Raw genomic sequence first — 24,549 nt, 5'->3', positions numbered from 1 at the left:
TCATACAAGAATTGATATGTTGTAACTCAAGAATGAATAATTACTGGATCGCCATCGATTGGGGAACCTCAAATTTCCGAGCGTTTCTGATGAATAACAACCAATGCATTGACACGATAAATGCGCACTGCGGGCTGCTTAGCGTGCCTGATCGTCAATTTGATGCCGCCCTTTTGCCACTTATCACGCCTTGGCTAATGAAGCATCCCAATCTCCCAATACTGATGGCGGGAATGGTCGGGTCACAACAAGGCTGGCAAGAAGTACCTTATGTCGCTCTCCCTGCAAGCTATCAATGCTTTGCTCAACAAACCGCTCAGGTTACAACGTCTTGGGGAAGTCCTTGCCGAATTGTGGCGGGTGCGAGTGGCGCCAATGCTTTTGGCTTACCTGATGTCATGCGCGGAGAAGAAGTACAACTGATCGGTCTAGCGGCACAATATTCGCAAGAACAGCATTTAGTGATTCTGCCCGGAACCCATAGCAAACACGCCACGATCGCTCACGATCACATCCTGCACTTTAATACTTTTATGACGGGTGAGATCTATGCGGTGATGCTAAATCACTCGTTGCTAGGCCGAGATCTTCCTGAATCTGATGAAGACCATCACGCCTTTGCTCTTGGTGTGCAAAACGCGCAAAACGCCCCCAATCTCAGTAACGCATTATTTTCAGCTCGCACGCTAAAGCTCGACGGTTCTATCACCCCAGCGCAGGTTGCCAGTTATCTATCCGGTTTGCTCATCGGCTCTGAACTGTCGGCATTACCGGGCAAACAGGCGTGGATCGTGGGCTCTGCAACCCTTACCGAACGCTATACCCGCGCAGCGAGTCTGCTTGGCATCACGCTAACGCCTGCCAACGGAGATGACTGCTTTATTCACGGCATGAACACCATTTATCAATCCTTAACCGGAGCATTGGCATGAATTACATGAATTTTGCACTGCGTTGGCAACAGTGCTCGCTGCCACTGGTCGCGATTTTACGCGGAGTAACACCACACGAAGCCCAAGGAGTAGCAGAAACTCTTCTGGAGTGTGGTTTCACTTATTTAGAAGTGCCGCTCAACAGCCCGCAACCGCTCGAATCTATCGCAATCATGGCTAAAACCATAGGTTCAAAAGGGTTTGTTGGGGCTGGAACCGTGCTGACTGAACATCAGGTTCATCAGGTTGCCGAGGCTGGAGGGCAATTAATCATTTCGCCCAATATGGAACCTTCGGTGATCCGCGCAGCCTGTGAGCTAGGGCTTATCAGCATGCCTGGCATCGCCACTCCCAGCGAGGCTTTTACCGCGCTACGCACCGGAGCCAGCGCACTTAAGCTCTTTCCGGCCGAATTAGTGACCCCCACGATTGCCAAGGCGATGAGCGTAGTACTTCCCGCCGAAACGGTCTGCCTACCGGTGGGAGGGATTAATCCTGACAGCGAGCAAATGCGTAGCTACCTGAACTCTGGTGCGCGTGGCTTCGGTCTAGGTGGAGGTTTATATCAGTCTGGGATTTCACTGGCGACTCTGCGTGAGCGAGCTATGGCCTACCGCCACGCATGGCAACAGGCCAATCAAAAATGATCGCTAATGCGCTGCAAGACTTATCTATTATCGGTGATTACCGCGCCCTCCTCGGAGAGTCTCCGGTGTGGTGTTTCCGTTCCCAATCGCTTATCTGGGTAGATATTTTACAACGCCGCCTATTGCGCTATTGGCCGCAACAGGGGGAAAAGATCGAGATCCACGAATTACCTTTTCTTTGTAGCGCAGCCTTACTCACCGAAGAATCCGAACAATTTCTCCTTGTGACCGCACAAGGCGTCATGCTTTACGACTATAGCCAGCAAAGCCATCGCCAGCTCTGTCCGTGGCCTGAAGATGAACAAACCCGTCCTAACGAGGCAGCGATCGCACCCGATGGATCGTTGTGGTTCAGCACGATGGACGTCACGGCTCGCTCGCCAATCGGGAGCTGGTATCGCTATGAGTACGACGGCGCCCAGCCTGAAAAAATGCTTAGTGACCAACATGTGCCCAACACCTTGGCTTGGCTGGGGTCATATGTCTGGTTTGTAGACACTTTCCGCCACCGTTTTTGTCGCAGCGCCGCACATCGCATCAGTACACAAACCCTGAGCGAATGGCCGATAGAAGACCTGCTTGCCGACGGCTCGGCGTTGACCCTAGACGGAATGCTGCTCAATGCCTGTTGGGGTAGCGCTTGCCTCACCGCCTACCGTTTAGATGCTGCTGCGCCTCAATGGCTCACCACACATCCACTGCCTGTAACACAACCCACTAGCTGCGCCTTTGGCGGGCCTGATTTACACGATTTATATATCACCTCGGCCTCTGATGGGCTTGCTATGCCATCAAAAACTGAGGGCGCACTTTTACGCTATCGAACTCCCTACACAGGACAGCAAGCCACGCTGTTCAACTTAAAAAAATAAATAATCACCCACGAGGTTAACCATGACTACGCATTCGATTTCGCAGTCAACACCCCATACAAATCGGCAGACTCTGCTGATCTGTTTTCTCGCTGCATTGGCTGGTCTGCTATTTGGACTGGATATGGGCGTTATTGCTGGCGCACTTCCCTTCTTAGCCAAAGAGTTTGCACTCAGCAGCCACCAGCAAGAGATGGTCGTCAGCATCATGATGTTAGGTGCCGCACTGGGCGCGTTATGCAGCGGTCCACTATGTACCCGAATCGGACGTAAAAAAACGCTGTTAATTGGCTCTGTTTTATTTGTTGTTGGATCAATTGGCTGCGCGCTGGCTCCAGATTTATCAACGCTGGTTATCTCACGCTTCTTACTCGGTGCAGCAGTCGGCGTAGCTTCTTTTGTTGCCCCACTTTACCTATCTGAAATCGCACCAGAACACATCCGCGGCAGCATGATCTCGCTGTATCAGTTGATGATCACGATTGGCATTCTGGCGGCATTTCTCTCTGACACGGCGCTAAGCGCAAGCGGCAACTGGCGCTGGATGCTAGGCATCATCACCATTCCGGCTCTCATTCTGTTTTTTGGGGTACTCACCCTGCCGGAAAGCCCTCGCTGGCTGATGATGAAAGATAAACATGCCCTAGCAGAGAAAGTACTGCTATTGCTGCGTTCTACCCGCGAAGAGGCGCATAGCGAACTGGAAGCTATTCGCGAAAGCGTTCAAGTAAGACAGCGTGGTTGGCAGCTCTTCCGTGCTAATAGCCATTTCCGCCGTTCAACCTACCTTGGCGTTTTGTTGCAGTTCATGCAGCAGTTTACCGGCATGACCGTAATCATGTATTACGCACCGAAGATCTTCGCGATCGCAGGATTCGCGTCAACCGAACAGCAAATGTGGGGAACCGTTATCGCAGGGTTAACCAACGTGCTAGCGACGTTTATTGCCATCGGCTTAGTCGATCGCTGGGGACGTAAACCCATCCTCAAACTCGGTTTTAGCGTCATGGCTATCTGTATGGCATCAATGGGTTACATGTTCTTCGTGGGTATCACAAGTGCTACCGAGCAATACACCGCTGTAACCTTGCTACTGATTTTTATCGTCGGTTTTGCTATGAGCGCCGGTCCACTGATCTGGGTACTTTGCTCCGAGATCCAACCGTTAGCCGGACGTGATTTTGGCGTCACCTGTTCCACCATGGCTAACTGGATAGCCAACATGATTATTGGCGCTACTTTCCTAACGCTCATCGATACCATCGGCAGCGCAGGGACTTTCTGGCTCTACGCTGGACTCAACGTCGTCTGCATTGTACTCACCCTGTTGTTTGTACCTGAAACAAAAAATATCTCTTTGGAAAATATCGAGAAAAATTTAATGACCGGCCTACCGTTGAGAAGCATCGGCAGCGCGCTCTAATTCACTGTTATTTTTGTTTCGTCGAGGTCAGATATGACAGCTTTGGACATCACAAATACCTCTGAGAATGAGAAAAAGATCGCCGCGGTATATAACAAAATCACTCGCCGCCTGATCCCGTTTTTGATCCTATGTTATTTCTTCGCCTATCTGGATCGCGTCAACGTTGGCTTCGCTAAGCTGCATATGCAGGATGCGTTGAACTTCAGCGACACAGTATACGGAGTAGGAGCAGGGATCTTTTTTATTGGTTATTTTCTGTTTGAGTTGCCAAGCAATCTATTGATGCAGCGTTTTGGACCACGCTTTTGGATCGCTCGGATCATGATCAGTTGGGCAATTCTCTCTGCGCTGATGATCTTCGTGCAAACGCCTACTCAATTCTACGTTCTGCGTTTTTTGTTAGGTGTTGCGGAGGCTGGATTTTTTCCCGGCATCGTGTTTTATCTCACGCTATGGTTCCCGTCATGGCGTTCAGCACGCACGCTGGGGCTATTTATTCTAGTAACGCCGCTATCCACCATCATTGGCAGCCCGCTGTCGGGATTTATTCTTAAATTTTTTGATGGTGTTGATGGCCTGCATAATTGGCAATGGCTATTTGTTGTCGAAGCCATTCCTTCGTTCCTGCTGGCGTTCGTAGTGCTACGTTATCTCGACAACGACGTCAAATCTGCACGCTGGTTGAGCACGGAAGAGAAGCAAATTGTCGCAGACGATCTAGAAACTGATCGTCTGCGCAACCTCATTGCCAATGAGGGCAAGCCCCCGCAAAACCTAAAAATGATGTTCCGCAATGGCTACGTATGGCTGCTGGCGCTGATCTTCTTCAGCTTCAACATCGGCTATTACGGTATCAATTTCTGGCTACCGTCGATTATTAAAAGCTCCGGCGTTAACGACGATTTCCATATCGGCTTACTTGCCGCGCTGCCTTACGTCTTTGGTGCCGTCTTCATGGTGTGGAACAGCCGTCACTCCGATCTGTGCTGTGAACGCCGCTGGCATATAGCCATTCCAGCCATATTAGGTGCCGTGGGCCTGACGCTAAGTGCCTATTGCAGCGGTTCCACCCTATGGATGATGGCGTGGATTTGCCTAGCCATGTCCGGCACGTTAGCGCTTATCCCAACCTACATCAGCCTACCAGGTACGTTGCTGTCTGGCACAGCTGCCGCGGCGGGCATCGCTTTAGTTAACTCAGTGGGCAATTTAGCGGGGTTCTTCGGCCCTACCGTGCTCGGCTGGCTGAAAGACAACACAGGCAGCACCAATGTCGGCCTATATATTCTCGCCGCATTTTTACTGCTGTGTGCTCCATTGATGTTTTTGTTACCAGCCAAGCTGGTTAATCCCCGCCGTAATGCTGGCAGATCCTAAACCCTAAATAATTCGAGTTGCATTGAGGCGGCAAGTGAGTGAACGCGACCAACAAAAATGCAACTTGAAGTATGACGGGGATAAATGCAAAGCACGGTTGGCGTTGTATCGTTATTGAAAAGAGGCAGTTTATGAGTGGATGTAAAAGCTGTGGCACCTGTGGTGATGGGCACTTCAACCCTGTACTTAGTGGGGATGATGGTGCACTTAAGCGGGCCCTGTACAAATCGATGGGACATACGGATGAACAGCTACGCCGTCCGGTGATCGCGGTGGTTAATAGCTACACCAATGCCACGGCCGGCCATGCAAATCTCAACGAACTCACGGCAGAAGTCTTAAAAGGTATTGATGAAGCTGGCGGCGTCGGGATGGTATTCGGCACGATTGCACCTTGCGATGGTATCGCCGAAGGACATTTGGGCATGCGTTATATTCTTGCCGCCCGAGAAGTGATAACGAGCTCAATTGAAGTGATGATGCGCGCCCACCGTTTTGACGGCATGGTGTTACTCGGTTCCTGCGACAAGATCGTCCCCGCGATGCTAATGGCCGCTGCACGATTAGATATTCCAGCCATTTTAGTTAATGGTGGACCGATGTATCCTGCCGAATATAAAGGTAAGCACTGGGACGGTAATATCGTCACCGAGGCCATTGGCTGGAAAAGACGCGGAGAGATTGACGAAGCTGAATTCCGCCATATCGAGGATATCGCTGAGCCGGGTCCAGGTTCCTGCACCATGTACGGTACCGCTAACACCATGTGCTGTATTTCTGAAGTTCTCGGCATGAGCCTGCCGGGTAGCAGCACATTGCCTGCCGTATCACAGGAGCGCCGAGAATGTGCCTTCCGCACGGGTCAAACAGCGGTTGATTTAGTTAAGCGCGGCGTCAATGCGCGCCAAATTATCACACCGCAGTCAATTCGCAACGCCATGATTTACCTACTCGCCACCGGCGGGTCTACCAACGCTATTTTGCATTTACAGGCTATTCACTATGAAGGCGAATACGGGCATCTACCGCTGTCGGATTTTGACAAACTAAGCCACCACGTTCCGCTCGTGGCCTCACTCTATCCTGCTTCTGAATACGACATGATCGACTTCTGGGAAGCGGGTGGTGTCGCAGCCGTTGAGAAAGAAATTGCCTCACTGATGGATCTCAACGCCCTTACCGTAAGCGGTCAATGCAAAGCCGAATGGCTGGCTCAGGTTCCTGTCAGCCAGCGCCCTGAAGTCATCCATACGCTAGCAATACCGGTTCGCAATGAAGCTGGGGTTGCGGTGCTGCATGGCAATCTATCTCCGCTTGGATGCGTCGTAAAACCTGCCGCGGTGCCAGAGCACTTGATGATCTTCACTGGCCCAGCCGTGGTATTTAACAGTGAGCAAGAATCCGTTGATGCCATCCTTTCTGGAGATATCGCATCAGGTTCTGTGCTGGTCTTACGTTATGAAGGTCCTAAAGGTGGACCGGGTATGCCTGAAATGTACAAGCCGATGAAATGTCTCGAAGGTATGGGACTTTCAGATAGCTGCGCGCTGATTACTGACGGCCGTTTCTCAGGCTCTAACCGAGGGCTGTTCGTTGGTCATATTTCCCCTGAGGCCAGCGATGGTGGCGATCTCGCGCTAGTCGAAAACGGCGATACCATCACCATCAATATCCCTACTCGCGAACTTACGCTAAACGTCGACGAAGCCACACTGGCAGAGCGTCGCAAACATTGGGTTCCGCTGGAAAAACAGGTACCACGCGGATTCTTACGGTTGTATCGCCGCTGGGCATTACCTGCGGCACAAGGCGCAGTGCTTGCAGACAGAGATGAGGAATAATCATGTACCAATCAGCAGACATCTGCGGTGTAAATCCTATTGCGGCCATGCCATTTAGCCCACAAGGCGAGTTAGATGTTCCCAGCTTTAGCCACATGCTAGAGCACTTAGCCACAACGGGCATCCAAGGGCTAACCCTGTTTGGTATTGCCAGCGAATTTCCTAAGCTGGATGACGGCGAACGCTTGCAGCTCTCCAATCAGTTTTTATCCGACCTTCGTGGCAGCGGTATTTTTAGAGCGATTTCGGTCACTGACCACAGTACAGAAGTTGCGGTTAAACGCGCACGAGACTACCAAAAACGCGGGGCTGACGCCCTAATGCTGTTGCCGCCGTTTTTTCTTCAGCCCAGTCCAGAAGCGATTTCACATCATATCTTCTCAGTGCTAGAGGCCGTAGATATTCCTGTGATGGTGCAATACGCGCCGGGTGAAACCGGGCTTGCAATCACACCTGAGCAGTTGGCCGACGTCGCCACTCGTTATCCTCATGCGGTATTTAAGATCGAGTGCAATCCTCCAGTGGACTATACCCAAAAGTTCTTACAGCAAGCACCGCAGGCTAGCGTACTAAATGGTTATGCTGGGCTTTACATGCTTCAAATGTTGGAAGCCGGGGGCAAAGGTGTCATGCCGGGCTGCTCTTTTAGTGAGATTTATGTGCGGATATATCAGCTCTGGCAAAACGGCGATAAAGCCGCAGCGCAGGAACTGCATAAACAGCTGTTACCGTGGATCCAACGCTGGATGACACACTGCGAATACATTATCCAAGTAGAAAAAACGATCCTCCAACGCAGAGGGATCATTACCAGCGATTATTGCCGCCACCCCGGATGGACATTAACAGATCAGGATCGCGCAATGATCGACAATTTCATCTCAACATTTTCCCTTTAATTTTGCGGAGTCTCTATGTCTACATCAGCCCAACAACCACGCATTATCATTGTTACCGGAGCCAGCCAAGGTATCGGCCACGCCATCGCACAAACGTTCTTAAAACAGGGTGATATCGTTATCGGTTGTGCCTTTTCTTCCATTGAAAAAGCCCCCCATGCGAAAGAACTTTTAGATCTTTACCCTGAACATTTTCATTATTATTCGGTTGATATCACGCGTACCGAATCTATTGCCGAATTTATCGCCTCGGTAGAACAGCGCTTTGGCCGTCTCGATGTGCTGGTTTCTAATGCGGGCAAAAACGTGTTTAAAGGTATCGATTGTGAACTGGAGGATTGGCACCACAATCTTGATCTTAACCTGCGTTCTCATTGGTATATAGCGAAATCCTGCCGAAACATGTTAGAAAAATCTAAGGGCGTTATTCTGGTCATGACCTCCAACCACGCCTTTTCAACTATGCCAGGATGCGCGCCGTACAATATCACCAAACGAGCCCTGCTTTCGCTGGTACAAAGCCTGACCATTGAATGGGGGCCTGCGATTCGCAGCGTAGGCATCGCTCCGGGTTTTATTGATACTGCCGGTAATCAGGTATGGTTTGACTCACATGGCGACGGAGAAAAAGCACGCCTTGAGACTATTGCTAAACACCCCGTCGGTCGCATCGGGACTTCCGAAGAAGTAGGCGAACTATGCCTGTTCCTAGCCAGCCCCGCCGCTGGGTTTATTGCCGGTACCACCATCATCATGGACGGCGGGCGCAGCGCATTAATGCAAGACTGATTAGACGCTAACTCTGCACCTGAAACCTCAACCGCCTATCAGGGCGGTTTTTTTACGCCTCTCGGAAAAATGCCCCTTACAGACAGCACTGAGAGTACAGGGTGAGTTCTCATAAAAGTATTGCTGTATCTTTCAAGATATAACGATCTATCAATATTAAGACTGACACTATCACATTGAATTATAAGAAATATAAATAACTTTACGTTTTCTGATGCGATAAAAGCTTCACAAGCCCCTGCCAGAAGACATAAATTCTTGCAGAGCAAATTGGACAGAGGGAGAAGGTTTTATAAAATCGATTGTCCAAGCTACAAGCAATAGCCATTGAGCTTAACGCGCTGAAATAATGAATTTTTACTAATTGAGAACAATTCCATGAAGAAAACACTGTTAGCTCTATTCGTTCTCGCGCCATTTGCCAGCATAGCTGCGCCAACACCACAGCCGATGATTGGCAACTATCACGCTGTAGGCTATACCACCTGTGGTGGATATAAAGTGCTTTCGAGCGCCATCAGCAATGAAAACGTCATGGTGCTACAAATCACTGACCCCATTACCAAAGCATCACAGATTTTCTACGGCGATCGCAGCTCCGACGAGACTGAAAAAGTGCCTTACGTGCTTTCAAACTACGATGCAAGCACACAAAAATTTACGCCAGATCCCTCAAATACTACGATTCAGTTCGGGATCAAAATGGGGAATCCAGGCAAGCCAGGAAATGATTTATATAATCTGACGATGGGTGGCCAAACTTACGTCTGTAAACAGTTCACCATCTTTAGCTGATGCAATAAGCAACAATCATCATTGATTCGTTGTATTTTGCTCATACAAAAAGCCACCGACGCATAGTCAGTGGCTTTTTTAAAATCAGATAACTAAAGCTGCTCGCCGTTACTTTCAATGACCTGTTTGTACCAATCAAAACTCTGCTTTTTAGCGCGTTGTTGAGTGCCGCTACCGTCGTCGTGTTTATCCACGTAGATAAACCCATAACGCTTGCTGTACTGGCCAGTGGTGAAAGAAACACAGTCGATACAACCCCATGGGGTATAACCCATCAGTTCAACGCCGTCGTCGATCACCGCTTTCTTCATTTGCTCAATATGAGACTTCAAATAAGCGATACGATAATCGTCGTGGATCTGTCCATCAGCACTTGGCTTATCTATCGCACCAAAACCATTTTCCACGATGAATAACGGCTTCTGATAACGCTCGTACAGAATGTTAAGCGTGTAACGTAAACCCACAGGATCAATCTGCCACCCCCACTCGGAGGCCTTCACATGAGGATTGGGCACCGAGCCTTCAAATCCTGCCAGCGCGGTTCCTGTTCCGGCAGAATTTGCCTGCACGGCATTACTCATGTAGTAGCTCAGTCCAATATAATCCGCACAGCCTGCCCGCAGAACCTGTTCATCACCGGGCTGCATTTCAATGTGGTATCCCTTGCGTTCCCACTCTTTAAGAATGTACGAAGGGTAATAACCACGCATATGTACATCACCAAATAGGAAACGCTCTCGCATCGCTTCCTGCGCGTACATCACATCATCTGGATGACAGGAATAAGGATAAAGCGGCACCATCGCAATCATGCAGCCAATTTTTAGCTCTGGATTGATATCGTGTCCCAATTTAACGACCAGCGCGCTCGCAACAAACTGATGATGTAGCACTTGATACATACATTCTTCGGGGTTTGGTTCATTCGTGTAAATCACCCCAGAACAGCAATAGCCAAACAGCGGCGTTTTCCAGTTACGCTGATTATTGATTTCGTTGAACGTCATCCAGTACTTCACTTTATGCTGATAACGTTTGATCACTACTTCGCTAAAACGAACAAAGAAATCAACGATTTTACGATTTTTCCAACCACCATACTCTTTGACCAAATGCCACGGCATCTCGAAATGAGATAGCGTAATGACCGGTTCAATACCGTATTTCAACAGTTCATCAAACATGTCATCGTAAAACTGTAGCCCTGCTTCATTCGGTTCGAGTTCGTCGCCGTTAGGGAAAATACGCGACCATGCAATCGAAGTACGAAAGCATTTAAAACCCATTTCAGCAAAAAGGGCGATATCACCTTTATAGCGATGATAGAAATCAACTGCCTCATGGTTGGCGTACAAATAACCGTCCTGAATGCCATCGGTAATCACACGATCAACACCATGTGCTCCGCTAGATAATACATCGACGATGCTGAGCCCTTTTCCACCCTGATCCCAGCCGCCTTCAACCTGATGGGCTGCGACCGCACCGCCCCACAGAAAATCATCCGGTAACCGTTGTTGTTTCATGCTGTTGCTCTCTTCTCTAATCAATTTTGTGGTTTACTCTTACACGGCTTCTGGCTGTGAAGAGGTTTTAACTTCTGCTGACGGAATATCTTCTTTAAATCCAGCAAACCACGTAAATATCGCGCCTAGCACGAAGGCCACGCTAATCGACAACACGAAGCCGAGGAACTGCGGTAAATGCCCTTCTTTAAAGAAAACCGGCAATACGGCTATCCCCGGAATACAGTAACTCCAAGACACGGCGTTAAATGAACCTGCAATAGCACCACCAACCGCTCCCGCCATGCACGCACACACCATCGGGCGTTTTAAACGCAACGCCACACCGTAAATAGCAGGTTCAGTGATGCCAAACAGGCCTGTCATACCCGCAGACAGTGCAACGCGTTTCATCTCAGCATCTTTGGATTTCAAATAAACCCCCAGAACGGCACCCGCCATGCCAAATACAGCGGAAGCCTGCAATCCGGTGAAAGTGTCATAACCGAGCGTGGCATAATTGCCGACCGTTACCGGCGTGATCCCCCAGTGAACACCAAGAGTTACCAGCGGCGTCCACAGTGCACCAACCACGAATCCGGCAACGGCAGGGCTAAGGTGATACAAGGTGTTATAAACACCGCCGATAGCCCCACCGATCATATTTCCAATGGGGCCAAACACCAGCAGCGTAAGCGGCACAATAATGGCCAAACAGAACATCGGCGTGAACAGATTACGAATAACTAACGGCAGGATGCGTTCAAAAAAACGCTGCACGTAAGACATCATCCATACCATTAAAATGATCGGTATCACCGCAGAGGTGTAGCTTAGATACTGCACCGGCATACCCAAGAAAGTCAGCGGATCGGCACTCAGAGGAATACCCACCACGTCTGTTAGCACACGTGCAATCTGTGGATTGTTGACTGCTTCCTTCATGAGCGCTTGCATCGCAGGATCGGCCGAATTCACCAGCAGTATCTTGTTAGCGGTAAGCATGTTCATGTAGTCGGGACAAACCAGCGCACAGGCTGCGATCACCGCGGTGAAAGGGTTAACGTTAAATTTCTTCGCAGCGGTATACGCCACCATCACAGGCAGGAAGGTGAAACCGGTCCAAGAAACGAAGTTAAGAATACGGTAAGTACCGCTGGCAGGATCCATCCAGCCTAAAACGGCAAACAATGAGATTAAGCCTTGTAGCACACCACAGGCAGCTAGAGGATAAAGGAACGGTGCAAAAATACTGGAAATGATATCCATCAAGCGGCTAACAATGCCAACGTTTGGCGCACTGACGGCAGCATTTTCGTCAACATGAATCAGCTTTAATACTTCCTGATAAGCATCACCCACATGGTTGCCAATTACGACCTGTAATTGACCACCAGACTCTATTACCGTAATAACGCCTTTAACACGCTTTAGAGTTTCTTTATCTGCCTGAGCATTATCTTTTAATACAAATCGTAATCGCGTCGCACAATGTGTGACGCTAATCACATTATTATCGCTACCAATTAACTTTACGATTTCCTTGGCTGAATCTGCGTAATTAATTGCCATAGAATTAATCCTTCTGTAGGTACAGAAATCCCTATTCATTTAAATCTGAGAGGAGGATTTATACCCTAAATAATTCGAGCGCAGCCAACGCACATGCAGCTTGAAGTATGACGGGTATATTATGTATGAACTGGATAGTAGCAAAAAATTAAACAAAGTCACGATATAACAAAAAAACACAAATGTGATTTGTCACGTAGAAGAAACATGATGTTTTTTACTCGATCAACCTCTCAATTATTAAGTTGAAAGATTCTTAGCAAGTTTTTTACCAATTGCTTCAAGCATATAAATAACAGGAACCTGAGTAGTAATATTATATTCACTGGCAATCAAGATTTGTGGCATATGATAGGAGAGATTGAAGTCTGCCATCCGAGCTAAAGAGGAGGTTTCACTATTGGTGATACTGATGATTTTACACTGATGCAGGCTAAACTGGCTGGCCAACTTTAATATTTCAGGTGTTTCGCCAGAAACGGATAAAATAACAGCTATCGCATTTTTATACATATCCGAACTAATAGGATAGTAAGGATCATCAATATAATTACTGAATTTACCCACGTTGGAGAAAAAACGAGCGCCATATTTACCTAGCGTACCTGAAGTGCCGGCTCCAACAAAGATAATCCGATCAGCCTCAGCAATTTGCTCTGCCGTACGCGTAATAAGCGCCTCGAACTCATCGTTATGAATACTTTTAAAGAAACTCATTATTTCACTCGCTCCCGAGGTCAATAATAATTTCTCTTCCTGCTCAATATAAAGCTTAAAACGAATACGGAATTCTGAATAACCACTGCAGTTCATTTTCTTGCAAAAACGTAATATCGTCGTCGTGGAAACATCCGCCGCATCAGCCAACTCGCGGATGGTCATATACATCACCTTATCTTTATTCTTAATGACATAGTTATATACCATTAATTCCAAGCCATTGAGCGTTGATAAGGCAATATGGGTAAACATGCGACCATCCGTTAACAAGTTATCGTGCCAAAGTATCAGAACATCACTGAGATGACAAAGCAACAGTGGCTAAAGCCGCCTTCCAATGAACCTCCATCAAAAGGCGGTAACGAGCGGCTGCGTATTATTCCCCTTTAATATCTTTCGCTATTGCCGCCTTAAAATCATCCATCGGGCAAAAACCATTAGCATCAATTTTACACCCATCAATTTGCAATATGACACGCTGAGCCGGCGTCGGTAGAGACAACGGAGTCGCATTGCGGATCTGATCGGTCGACTGGTAAACATATTCAATCTTCATCAGATCGCGGTTATCTTTCTTATCATGCCAACGTTGAAACACAATTTTTCCGCTGATCGGTGTTTTCTCATATTGCTTCGGCAAATCGTATGGGGCGGTTTTCATCGCGGCTAACAGAGAGGCAATGTTGGAGTCATGCCCCACCAGTACGGCAACCTTAGCTTTGTGCGCATCAGCGGCTAGCGCATTTGTATCTGGCGTACCCACCAGCGTTGCGCTTACGAAACGCATTAAAGGCGCCGCTGCATTCTGGGCGACTGCCGACGAGCCAAATAGAGTCTCATGATAGAGATTTTTTATTTCCTCTAACTGCTGCCACTGCTTCTCATCAGTAATCTGTCCCCAAGCCACGTCTTTCAACGGATAACCTTCGTAATACTGCAACATGAAACCATCTGAAGCACCGGTACCGACGCGTAACGGTCCAGTGATACCAGGCTCTTTATCCTGCACAATATTGACCGTATTCGGTTGATCTGCCAGCGAGCAGGTTTTCTTTTCGCTACAGACTTTCGATTGCCCATAGTCCATAACCTGCTGTAGCACCGCATAATTAGGTTTCAAGCGCTCATTAAGACCATCAATCCCCCCCGGCCCCGCATGCTGATTAATCGACTCGATAGCCTTTTGTTTAAACTCATCCGTCACTTTCGCAGTGATGATAGGATTAAACGTTGGATCCATAGTGCCGACTTTTTCCTGATGATTCACTTTCAGCGAACACTCAGGAAATGCGCCGCTCACAAAGCTTTTCGCCGTATCAATGGTGCGTGGCAAGCTATTCGCGTAGACAAATACCGAACCGGCAGTTGGGCATCCCTTTGCCGGCAGAATACCGGTTTGGGCTAACCAGTCGCGCATGTACTTACCGAATAAGGTTTCTACTTCTGCACCTTTAGGCGTCAGCAATCCCCCTTCAGTTTTCCATACCGGCCACTGATGCGGCGTCGATTCTGCCAGAATATCGCCATAGCCCACTAATGGCGCTCGGATACCATGACGACTAAAAATAAGAACCTGCTCAAGCTGGTAACCCTCTGGCGTTGCATTGCTTGGTTCAGCGGCTTGAGCCCCAAGGGGGAGCAATAAAGCCAGCGTACTTAACGCAAAAAAGCCTTTTGTTATTTTTTTCATTTGTCTGTTTCCTTATACAAATTGAAGGGTTACCTACCGAAATACACACAAGTGAGTGTAGATAGCTTTCCATATTGAGTTATTGGCAAGCTTCACATAACGAGATTTATCATTTTCGAGTTGCTGATAAATATGGTGAATTTCTCTTCCAGATAAGTCCGGTTGTCCCACAGTTTCAATCCGCTATGGTCAGTGCCTATGATAGAGAACAATGGGAGAGTCAGACATGTATTTGCGCCCTGACGAAGTGGCACAAGTCCTTGAGAAAACAGGTTTCATCAGAGACTGCGTCACCGATAAAGCGTATGGTTTTCACAAAGGTGAGCACTATGTTTACGTCAATCGTGAGGCCAGAATGGGCCGAACAGCGCTGGTCATTCACCCAGCGCTAGGGCAGAAAAGTCTCAAATTTGCCCATCCTGCTGAACCACTACGCAGCAGCGTGGCTTACACCCGCTTCCCACAAGACCCGCATGCGGTAGAAACAGCGTTCATTGGCATTCCGCATGGATTTACCTCGCGCGCGCGTTTAAGCCAATATCTTGAAAAAATGTTCCAGTAATTCACTGTAAAATCGCCAAAAAAAAACCTCTGCCAGCGGGTGCATGGCAGAGGCAAACTCTTGCAGCTATAGTGCTGTTTTATACCTTAAATAATTCGAGTGGCATTGAGGCGGCCAGTGAACACAGCCAACAAAAAGGCAACTTGAAGTATGACGGGTATACAGGCTTATTATTGAAATTTATTACCACATCAGATGACCAATTAACGGGGCGAGTACCACCGTGACGACGCCAGCTAACATCATGACCAGACTTGAAACTACCCCTTCCGTTTGCCCTATTTCATAAGCTTTGGCTGTTCCTGCGCCGTGAGACGACGCCCCTAACCCTGCGCCCTTCGCCATACCGCTGCGTACCGCGAGCCGAAGAAACAAAATATCGCCAATGGCCATACCAAATACGCCGGTAATGACGACAAACAAGGCGACTAAATCCGGCTGCCCTCCCATTTGCTTAGCAGCCTCTAATGCAAATGGCGTCGTGATAGAACGGACAGCGAGGCTGCGTTGTACTTCTTCAGACAGAGTAAACAACCGTGCCAGCCACACAGAGCTGCACACGGCGACAATAGTGGCCGTGATAACCCCCGCGCTCAGCGACATCCAATGTCGGCGGATAATCGCCATATTTTCATAAACAGGCACGGCAAACGCGATAGTTGCTGGCCCTAACAGCCACAGCAGCCAATGGTTCTCTCCCATGTAATCCTGATAGGAAACGTGGGTTATGACCAAGAAAAGCACCAGAATCAATGGCGTTAAAACCAGTGGCATCATCCAGATACTGTGTAGACGGCGATAGATTTTCTTATTGGCAAAATAAAGCCCAAGCGTCATCAATAAGCAAAGGATGCTGATAGTTAAACTGCTCATGCGATATCTCTTTTATGTGCTGCCGTTTGTTTCTTACGCTGCATATAAATTTCGAAACGATAGACTTTATCCACAACCAGAGCAGTCAACCCGAGCGTCAGCATAGTGCTCACCGCAATAACGGCAAAAATCCGCCAGCCTTCTATCATTAACAATGAGGCATAGTTCACGACCGCAACCACCGCAGGCACAAAAAACAGCAGCATTTCAGCCAGCAGCCAACGCGATCCTGCTTTCACCCATTTAATCGGCAAGACACGTAAAACGATCATCGCCAATAGCATCAACATACCTACGATATTCGCCGGAAGTGGTAAATGAAATTGCACCACAACCCATTGCGCAACCAGAAAGAGTCCGGCATACAAAGCGACCTGAACAGGCACCTGTAAACGACTAAGGACGAACGGCGCGCGAGAGCGCAACGCCAGAGACATGGGTAACCTCAGAATGAGAAAAATGTGAATGAGCGCACAGTATAGGCAAGAAACAATACCTGCATAAAATGAATTAATATTATTGCCATCATGCCAAATTGGCATACTTTAGGGTTTAACAACTCACATCGTTCTCAGGAGAGATCATGGATGTCAGAACGCTGCGCTATTTCGTAGAAGTGGTACGCCAACAAAGCTTTACCCGCGCTGCAGAAAAACTGTTCGTTACTCAGCCAACCATCAGCAAAATGCTGCGTAATTTAGAAGATGAGCTGGGTTGCTCATTGATAATCCGTGAGGGGCGCCGACTACATCTCACCGACAGTGGACAAGCCGTTTACCAGCGAGGTTTGGCGATCCTCGATCAGTTTAGTCAGCTAAAAGCTGAACTTGAGGATATTGGTACGCTCAAACGCGGCCAGCTTAAATTGGGTATCCCTCCAATGGTCGGAACACAAATGGCAGGGCTAATAAGCGAGTTCCGTCAGAACTACCCAGGGATTGAATTAATTATCTCCGAGTTTGGAGGGCTTACCGTTGAACAAGCATTGCTATCCGGCGAGTTGGATTTAGCACTAACGGCTCTTTCCGGCGATATCGACCCTGCAATTGCCTCACTGCCGCTGTTCAGCCATCCTCTATGCGTGTTGTTACCCCGCTCTGAGGTCTGGCTAGGGCGTACCAGTATCCATATGGAAGAGCTAGCAGAGCAAAACATTTTGATCTACAACGAAGATTTTGCACTCTATAAACAACTCATGCAGGCTTTTGCCGCTCACAATGTGAGCCCACAAATAGCCGTGCGTAGCGGTCAGTGGGATTTCCTCGCCGCGATGGTTCAAGCTAATGTAGGGATTGCCATTCTGCCCGAACCCATTTGCCAACGGCTCGACCCGAAAACACTCTTATGGCTTCCTCTAGAACCGAAACTAATGTGGGAACTGGGCTTGATTTGGTGTGAGGGGCGTTATTTATCTCACAGTGCGCAGGCGTGGATTGCCCGCTGTCGAGAGTTTTGGCCAAACGGCGTGATGCATCCAGAGTGGATAACGTTGAAGTAATGGACACCTATCGAGTGGCGGCTTTATCTCTCCAGACTGAAACGTGAAAGAAATAAAAACAGCGCATAAAAAGGGAGTACGCTCTGGTACTCCCTTGTTGAACACCTACCACCATGAAGCATGAAATGACCTATGCAGTCAGATGGGCGCAACGCGACATCGTCTTGCCCACATAGACAACACGCCCCACGTATTAGCTCTTCTCCACCAACAATGCTTCCAGCAAATCCAGATCGTGCAGCAACTTCTGCAAGGTCTCATTACTGATTTTTTGGGTAGCACGTAAGTGGTAAAGCTCACCGCGTTCTGCACGTAGCGCGGTAAGTCGGAAACGACGCTCAAGGTTCTCGACCTTGCGCATCTCTTCTGCATTCTCTTTGGTACTGATACGGCGGCGTAAACTCCCGATCACGCGAGAGCTGACTTCGGTCAGTAGTTGAGGATCGATATTCTCTTCGGTATCAACTTCCAAACGTTCCTGCATTTTCTTCAGGCTTTCAATCGCAACTTCTGCCGTAACAGATTTTGCCATTGTCTCTTCATCACGATAGGTGTTGCTATCCGTAACCTCCATCCCCTTCAGCAGCAGAGGTAATATAACTACCCCCACAATAAGGGAGAAAAGAATCACACCAGTAGCGATGAATACCAGCTGATATCGCCCTGGGAATGGCGTTCCATCGGTCAAGAATAGCGGTATTGAAAGCACACCAGCCAGAGTAATCGCTCCGCGCACCCCAGCGAAAGAGGCAATCCACAGGTCACGTAAACTGTAGCTGGCAAACTGGAGTGGATTACGTTTCATAAAACGCAGGCTCAGACGGCGCATGCACCACAGCCACAGGAATCGTAATACCAGCAGAACCGCATACACTAATGCGACATCAGCAAACAAATACCATGTCTGAATCGTCGGGTCTCGTTCTGCCTGAATGATCGAGCTTTCGAGGATCCCCGGCAACTGCAAGCCCAACATGATGAAAACCATGCCGTTAAACACAAACTCCAACATCGCCCACACGCTGTTTGCACGCAGGCGCATTGTCAACGGTGCATTACGTATAACGCCCGATTGGCTGATCGTCATACCCGCAGCGACGGCGGCCAAAATCCCCGAGACGCCAGCATGTTCAGCGATCAGATAACTAGCAAAAGGCAACAGCATCAGAAGGACAATTTGCGTTGCAGGATCATCGCCAGACCAGCGGCTCATAACCCGTAACGATTTACTGTAAAGCCACGTCACCGCGACACCGGCCAACAAACCACCGATAGCCACTTTCAGGAACTCAAGCGTTGCGCCTCCCACGGTGAACACCATGGTGCCCATCGCTACGGCAATCGCAAATTTGAGAGCCACTAGGCCTGACGCATCGTTCATCAGGGCTTCGCCTTCCAATACACCCATAATGGTTTTTGGAATACGTCCCTTGCCAACAATCCCACCTAACGCCACGGCATCCGTTGGCGATAGCACAGCGGCCAATGCAAATGCGGCAACCAAAGGAACCTCTGGCAGCAAGATATGCAGAAAATACCCCACGCCAACGACCGTAATTAATACCAACACCAGCGCCAGACCTAAAATCTCACGCCCGTGATGTAGAAACTCTCGCGTTGGGGTTTTCCATCCATCAGCAAACAGTAACGGAGGAATGAATAGTACGAGGAAAAGTTCAGGATCAAAGTCAACGTGAAGGCCAAAATGCGGCCAAGCGAGCAGAGCCCCGATAGCGATCTGCATCAGCGGCAACGGTATCTGAAATGGCAACATACGCGTTACCACCCCAGACAAAGAAACCACTAGGATCAGGATCAAAATAGTAAAGAAGATTTCCATGCTTTCCTTAGTCTCACTACAAAGTACAACCGCATTTTGCTCATTAATACCGTGTCAAACATATCACTTTATGAATTTTGTCCTAAAGGAAAAAGTGTGCAAATAGCCTGAGAATTACCTGAAAGTAACCAATGGTATTATTTCTGTTGAAGATTACTATGACAATTCCGAGTACACAAAAAATAAAGGCGCCCCGAAGGACGCCCTTAATGTTATTCGTGAACAACTAATGCTAAACGCTAAACCTGCTGACGTTAGATAGCCCAACCACCAGCATAGAATGCCACCAATGCAATCGCGATAATCACGGTTCCAATGTTCAGTTTGCGCCATTCATTAGAGAATATTCTCCCGACAACCAGAGTCGTGAACCCCAGCATAATGCCGGTAACGATGTTACAGGTCAGCACGATAAACACTGCACATACCAGACCAGACATGGCATCAACGAAGTCGTTAAAGTCGAGTTTAGAAACGTTACTCAACATCAGCAGGCCAACATACATTAACGCTGGCGCAGTAGCATATCCTGGAACCAGATAAGACAGAGGAGACAGGAACAAAATCAGCAGGAATAAAATGCCAACAACAGTGGCAGTCAAACCGGTTTTGCCCCCCGCGGCCGTCCCCGCGGCTGACTCAATGTATACCGCTGCAGGAGATGCTCCCACAAAACTGGAGATAATGCTGCTCACGGAGTCAGCGGTTAATGCTTTTCCGCCGTTGATAATCTGCCCATCTTTGTCTAACAAATTCGCTTGCCCCGCCACCGCACGAATCGTACCGGTAGCATCAAACACCGCCGTCATGACCAGTGCCAGAACGCTTGGCAGAACCACCGGTTTCAGAGCACCCATGATATCTAAGCTAAAAATCAATGAAGAGCCATCTTCGGCAGTTAGGCTTGGTAACGCAAACAACCCTTGATATTTCACGCTAGGGTCAAAAATCAGCCCAACAATAGAAATACCGATAATCACTAGCAGAATGCCGCCGGGAACTTTCAGCTTTTCCAAACCAAAAATGATAGCCAACCCAAGCAGAGACATCATCACAGGGAAAGAAGTAAATGCGCCCAACGCAACTGGCAGACCTTCGATCGGATTCTTGATAACTAAACCCACACCGTTCGCGGCAATCAGCAGTAAGAATAAGCCGATACCAATCCCTGTACCGTGTGCAATCCCCATCGGTAAGTTTCTCAGTATCCACGAACGAATCCCGGTAACTGAAATCAGGGTGAACAGAACCCCCATAAGAAACACTGCGCCTAAGGCAACAGGGATACTAATATGCTGCCCAAGCACCAAGCTAAACGCGGTGAATGCCGTCAATGAAATCGCACAGCCAATCGCCATTGGCAGATTCGCCCACAATCCCATCAGTAATGAGCCAAAAGCAGCCACCAGACAGGTCGCAACAAACACGGCGGCCGGAGGAAAACCCGCTTTACCCAACATACTTGGCACAACGATGACCGAATAGACCATCGCTAAAAAGGTCGTAAGGCCAGCCAGTACTTCTTGGCGAACACTGCTTCCCCGTGCAGAAATTTTAAAGTAAGCGTCAAGCGAACCGCCCGATTTACCCGCAGACCCTTCTTGAGATGCATTGCTAGACATATTGATGTCCTCTGAGTGTTTTAACATTGCGCATGATGACAATAATTTTGTTCAAGATAATGAACGCCTGAACCTGCGTTTTTCTTATTACCGTAACTTTGCGATATCCATTTGCGGTACTTATTAGTGCAACAAAAACCGCAAAGCAAACGATTACCCCATCAAGCACATCAGTCATAAAAATGGGACGGTTATTTAAGGCAAACGATTATCTGGCCTCTAAACCGTCATTTCAACAAAAGAAATCGACATTTTAGGTGCGTTCGTACACTAATTGTCCATCGACATAGGTTCTGTAGATTGAACGGTCGTCTCCAAGCGTCATCATCACAAATAATTTGTCCATGAGCGTCACAGAGTTATCGTAACGAAGCTGCTGCAATGGCGTTGCCGTTGGCTCTAAAACAACAAAATCAGCCTCTTTGCCCACGTTGAAATTACCGATGATGTCATCCAGCCCTAATGCCTTCGCACCACCGAGCGTCGCTAAATAAAACGCTTCATACGCCGACATTCGCCAGCCTTGAAGTTGCATCACCTTGTAGGCTTCATTCAGGGTTTGCAGCATATTGAACGTGGTTCCGGCTCCGATATCCGTTCCCATACCCACCTTAATCTGTTTATGCCATGCTTTTTTCAGATTGAATAAGCCGCTGCCAAGATACAGATTAGACGTTGGACAAAACGCAATTGATGAACCGCTATCACGCAGACAATCCCATTCCTGCTCTTCCAAATGAACACAGTGAGCAAACACGCTGTTTTTTCCGGTCAGCCCATAATGGTGATAAACATCGAGATAGTTTTTACGATCTGGATACAGGGATTTCACCCATGCAATTTCATCTTTATTTTCGCAGAGGTGAGTATGCAGATAAGTGTCGGGATATTCTTCACGTAGCCGTTGCGCCATCGCCAATTGCTCTGGCGTGGAGGTTGGCGCAAAGCGTGGCGTAATGGCATAGAGTAAACGCCCGTTACGATGCCAGCGTTCAATCAACGCTTTGCTTTGGGTGTAGCTGGTTTCAGCTGTATCGAGCAGGTAGTCAGGCGCATTACGATCCATCATGACTTTGCCAGCGATCATGCGCATATTGATGTTATGAGCGGCTTCAAATAAAGCGTCAACGGATTCGGGATGTACGGTGCCAAACACCAACGCAGTCGTCGTACCATTGCGCAAAAGTTGTTTGATAAAGAAAGCCGACATCTCACGCGCATACTCAATATCGTTATAACGGCGTTCGGCTGGGAAAGTGTGCTTATTCAACCATTCCAACAGCTGCTCACCATAGGCTCCAACCATTTCACTTTGTGGATAATGGATGTGAGTATCAATAAAGCCTGGAACAATCATCTTGCCGCTATAGTCACGAACACGAATGCCTTCAGGTATGAGATGTTTCCCTTCCTCCCATTGACCAAACCACTCTACTTTCCCACTACGGACAAGCATTAAGCCGTCTTCAATAAAACGGAGATGAGATTCAATCTCCTCGGGCTGTTCTACTGTTTTTACAATGTCTAAAAAATTACCGCGTATCGCTTTTAAAGATTTTTGTTCAGACATGATCCTTTCTCCATTACATGTCAGAGTGGCAAACCATTATTTCGCTTGAGTAAAATTCTCGGTCACAGGCTTAATTAGCTCTTCCAACTCATCTTCCTGACCATATTTTTTCACATGTGGGATCAATAAGTTAAGAATGATGGCGGTTACACCTCCCGCGCAGATAGGGTTTTCGAACAACACATAGACAGAATCAGGAAGCACGCGGAAAATTTGTGGGTCATAGGAAACACCGAGCCCAATTCCAAGTGCCGTGGCCACAATCAGCGTTTCACGCCGATCCATACCGCCACACAAAATAATTTTTATCCCCGCTAGAGCAATCATGGAAAACATCAGCGTCATCGCCCCACCAAGAATTGGCGCAGGAATCGTCGTAAAAAATCGTCCGATAACAGGGAACAATCCCAGTATCACCAAGATCGCAGCGATGTATTTACCGACATGACGTGATGCAACGCCGGTCATCTGGATAACCCCATTGTTTTGCGCAAAAGTGGTTAATGGCAGTGAGCCCAGAGCACAAGCGATAACTGAAACCAAACCATCCGCTAATACGCCACCGGATAACCGCTTGTCATACTCCTCTCCCACGATAGGTCGTTCGGAGATAATGGCCGTTGCCGTTATGCTACCGACGGCTTCTAAAATACTTAATAGATAGATAGTGGCCGCGACTAAAAACGCGTGGAAATCAAATGAGAATCCATATTTAAACGGTTGAGGGATCGTGATGAGGGGAAGATCTTTCAACGTAGAAAAGTCGACAATCCCCATAAATAGCGCACAGATATAGCCAACAACCAGCCCTATCGCGATCCCCCCCATCCGCAGCAGTGCATTCTGGCAACAGTTAAAACCGATAACGACGCACAACACCAGAAAGCCCAGCCCCAGATTTTGATAGCTACCGAAGGAGCCATCGCCTTTTGCCGGTAATCCGCCACCGAAATCAATAATCCCGACCTTAATCAGGCTAAGGCCGATCATCAGGACCACCACGCCGCTGACCGTTGGGGTGATCACTCGTTTTAGATAGGGTAAAACCTGCGAGGATGCGACAACCAAGAAAGCCCCGACAAAGGCAACGCCCAACAAAGAGGAGATGATCGCCTGCTCATCTAGCCCTTCTTTTTTCATCGAACCGCCTAGTGCAATCATGACGGTAACGAAGGAGAAGTTCACAGACTGAATGGAAAGCAAACCTGAGCCAACACGCCCAAATCGGTTTACCTGAATGAAAGTGCCAATACCGGAGGCAATCATTGCCATAGAAACCAGATAGGCGGTGATTTCTGGCGATAATCCAAGTGCCGTGCCGACAATCAACGCAGGCGCTACCATCGGGACAAAAATAGCCAACAGGTGAGTTACCGCACCAATCAACATTTCATGTAACGGCGGCTTGTCATCTAGATGATAAATAAGCTCAGAGTCACTCGCATAGGGGTGCTCTTGTTTAACGGTTTTATCTGCAACTTGCTGTACATCAGACATTTTCTACTCCAGTGAGAAA

The 24,549-nt window shown here is 48.2% G+C and carries 21 protein-coding genes; 11 read left to right on the top strand and 10 right to left on the bottom strand.

Going from position 1 to position 24,549, the window contains the following annotated elements:
- The first annotated feature begins 89 nt into the window (after positions 1-89).
- The 9 genes from M988_RS01870 (at position 90) to M988_RS01830 (ending at position 9,578) form a co-directional block, all read left to right on the top strand.
- Positions 90-932 carry a 2-dehydro-3-deoxygalactonokinase gene (locus tag M988_RS01870; protein WP_234625767.1) on the top strand — a complete coding sequence of 281 codons (843 nt, stop codon included), beginning with the start codon at positions 90-92 and terminating at the stop codon, positions 930-932.
- Positions 929-1,579 (top strand): 2-dehydro-3-deoxy-6-phosphogalactonate aldolase, encoded by a 651-nt coding sequence (locus M988_RS01865; protein WP_008815401.1) that lies wholly within the window; start codon positions 929-931, stop codon positions 1,577-1,579. The genes M988_RS01870 and M988_RS01865 overlap by 4 nt, the downstream gene beginning before the upstream one ends.
- Positions 1,576-2,451 (top strand): SMP-30/gluconolactonase/LRE family protein, encoded by an 876-nt coding sequence (locus M988_RS01860; protein ID WP_064572592.1) that lies wholly within the window; start codon positions 1,576-1,578, stop codon positions 2,449-2,451. The genes M988_RS01865 and M988_RS01860 overlap by 4 nt, the downstream gene beginning before the upstream one ends.
- 22 nt (positions 2,452-2,473) lie before the next feature.
- Positions 2,474-3,874, top strand: a complete 1,401-nt coding sequence (locus tag M988_RS01855) for a sugar porter family MFS transporter (RefSeq protein ID WP_008815403.1) — start codon at positions 2,474-2,476, stop codon at positions 3,872-3,874.
- A 33-nt stretch (positions 3,875-3,907) separates the two neighbouring features.
- Positions 3,908-5,254, top strand: coding sequence for an MFS transporter (locus M988_RS01850; RefSeq protein ID WP_048797719.1), 1,347 nt, complete (start codon positions 3,908-3,910; stop codon positions 5,252-5,254).
- A 131-nt stretch (positions 5,255-5,385) separates the two neighbouring features.
- Positions 5,386-7,095 (top strand): dihydroxy-acid dehydratase, encoded by a 1,710-nt coding sequence (gene ilvD / locus M988_RS01845; RefSeq protein ID WP_061059479.1) that lies wholly within the window; start codon positions 5,386-5,388, stop codon positions 7,093-7,095.
- Positions 7,096-7,097: 2 nt separating this feature from the next.
- Positions 7,098-7,994, top strand: a complete 897-nt coding sequence (locus M988_RS01840) for a dihydrodipicolinate synthase family protein (RefSeq protein ID WP_064572590.1) — start codon at positions 7,098-7,100, stop codon at positions 7,992-7,994.
- Positions 7,995-8,009: 15 nt separating this feature from the next.
- Positions 8,010-8,783, top strand: coding sequence for an SDR family NAD(P)-dependent oxidoreductase (locus tag M988_RS01835; protein ID WP_064572588.1), 774 nt, complete (start codon positions 8,010-8,012; stop codon positions 8,781-8,783).
- 378 nt (positions 8,784-9,161) lie between these two features.
- Positions 9,162-9,578: a hypothetical protein gene (locus tag M988_RS01830; RefSeq protein WP_008815407.1), complete on the top strand. Its 417-nt coding sequence runs from the start codon at positions 9,162-9,164 to the stop codon at positions 9,576-9,578.
- Between the two features lie 92 nt (positions 9,579-9,670).
- Here M988_RS01830 and M988_RS01825 read toward each other — a convergent pair whose 3' ends face one another.
- From M988_RS01825 to agp, 4 genes are all read right to left on the bottom strand, one after another.
- Positions 9,671-11,107, bottom strand: a complete 1,437-nt coding sequence (locus M988_RS01825) for a 6-phospho-beta-glucosidase (protein ID WP_008815408.1) — start codon at positions 11,105-11,107, stop codon at positions 9,671-9,673.
- A 39-nt stretch (positions 11,108-11,146) separates the two neighbouring features.
- Positions 11,147-12,658 carry a PTS transporter subunit EIIC gene (locus tag M988_RS01820; RefSeq protein ID WP_020303503.1) on the bottom strand — a complete coding sequence of 504 codons (1,512 nt, stop codon included), beginning with the start codon at positions 12,656-12,658 and terminating at the stop codon, positions 11,147-11,149.
- Positions 12,659-12,898: 240 nt separating this feature from the next.
- Entirely contained in the window at positions 12,899-13,630 is a 732-nt protein-coding gene (locus tag M988_RS01815; protein WP_061059476.1) for a MurR/RpiR family transcriptional regulator, read from the bottom strand.
- A 124-nt stretch (positions 13,631-13,754) separates the two neighbouring features.
- Complete coding sequence (gene agp, locus M988_RS01810; RefSeq protein ID WP_008815412.1) at positions 13,755-15,068, bottom strand: bifunctional glucose-1-phosphatase/inositol phosphatase; 1,314 nt, start codon at positions 15,066-15,068, stop codon at positions 13,755-13,757.
- Positions 15,069-15,294: 226 nt separating this feature from the next.
- Here agp and M988_RS01805 point away from each other — a divergent pair, with 226 nt between their 5' ends.
- Positions 15,295-15,630 (top strand): DUF2002 family protein, encoded by a 336-nt coding sequence (locus M988_RS01805; protein ID WP_008815413.1) that lies wholly within the window; start codon positions 15,295-15,297, stop codon positions 15,628-15,630.
- A gap of 183 nt (positions 15,631-15,813) precedes the next feature.
- On the opposite strand, the gene M988_RS01800 is transcribed toward M988_RS01805, so the two are convergent.
- Together M988_RS01800 and M988_RS01795 are read right to left on the bottom strand one after the other, a co-directional pair.
- The gene (locus M988_RS01800; RefSeq protein WP_004097056.1) at positions 15,814-16,503 is read right to left on the bottom strand and encodes an LrgB family protein; all 690 of its coding nucleotides are present in this window, start codon (positions 16,501-16,503) and stop codon (positions 15,814-15,816) included.
- Positions 16,500-16,940 (bottom strand): CidA/LrgA family protein, encoded by a 441-nt coding sequence (locus M988_RS01795; protein WP_008815414.1) that lies wholly within the window; start codon positions 16,938-16,940, stop codon positions 16,500-16,502. Before M988_RS01795 ends, M988_RS01800 begins: the two co-directional genes overlap by 4 nt.
- Before the next feature lie 146 nt (positions 16,941-17,086).
- Between M988_RS01795 and M988_RS01790 the strand changes: the two genes are divergently transcribed.
- Positions 17,087-18,001, top strand: a complete 915-nt coding sequence (locus M988_RS01790; RefSeq protein ID WP_008815415.1) for a LysR family transcriptional regulator — start codon at positions 17,087-17,089, stop codon at positions 17,999-18,001.
- 193 nt (positions 18,002-18,194) lie between these two features.
- Here M988_RS01790 and M988_RS01785 read toward each other — a convergent pair whose 3' ends face one another.
- From M988_RS01785 to M988_RS01770, 4 genes are all read right to left on the bottom strand, one after another.
- Complete coding sequence (locus M988_RS01785; protein ID WP_004097049.1) at positions 18,195-19,841, bottom strand: Na+/H+ antiporter; 1,647 nt, start codon at positions 19,839-19,841, stop codon at positions 18,195-18,197.
- Between the two features lie 254 nt (positions 19,842-20,095).
- Positions 20,096-21,463, bottom strand: a complete 1,368-nt coding sequence (locus M988_RS01780; RefSeq protein WP_008815416.1) for an NCS2 family permease — start codon at positions 21,461-21,463, stop codon at positions 20,096-20,098.
- 253 nt (positions 21,464-21,716) lie between these two features.
- Positions 21,717-23,033, bottom strand: coding sequence for a guanine deaminase (gene guaD / locus M988_RS01775; protein ID WP_008815417.1), 1,317 nt, complete (start codon positions 23,031-23,033; stop codon positions 21,717-21,719).
- 36 nt (positions 23,034-23,069) lie between these two features.
- Entirely contained in the window at positions 23,070-24,530 is a 1,461-nt protein-coding gene (locus M988_RS01770; RefSeq protein ID WP_008815418.1) for a uracil-xanthine permease family protein, read from the bottom strand.
- Between the last annotated feature and the right edge of the window lie 19 nt (positions 24,531-24,549).

The sequence above is a fragment of the Hafnia paralvei ATCC 29927 genome, assembly GCF_001655005.1.
Taxonomy (GTDB): Bacteria; Pseudomonadota; Gammaproteobacteria; order Enterobacterales; family Enterobacteriaceae; genus Hafnia; species Hafnia paralvei.
This window is presented reverse-complemented; position numbering and strand designations above follow the sequence as displayed.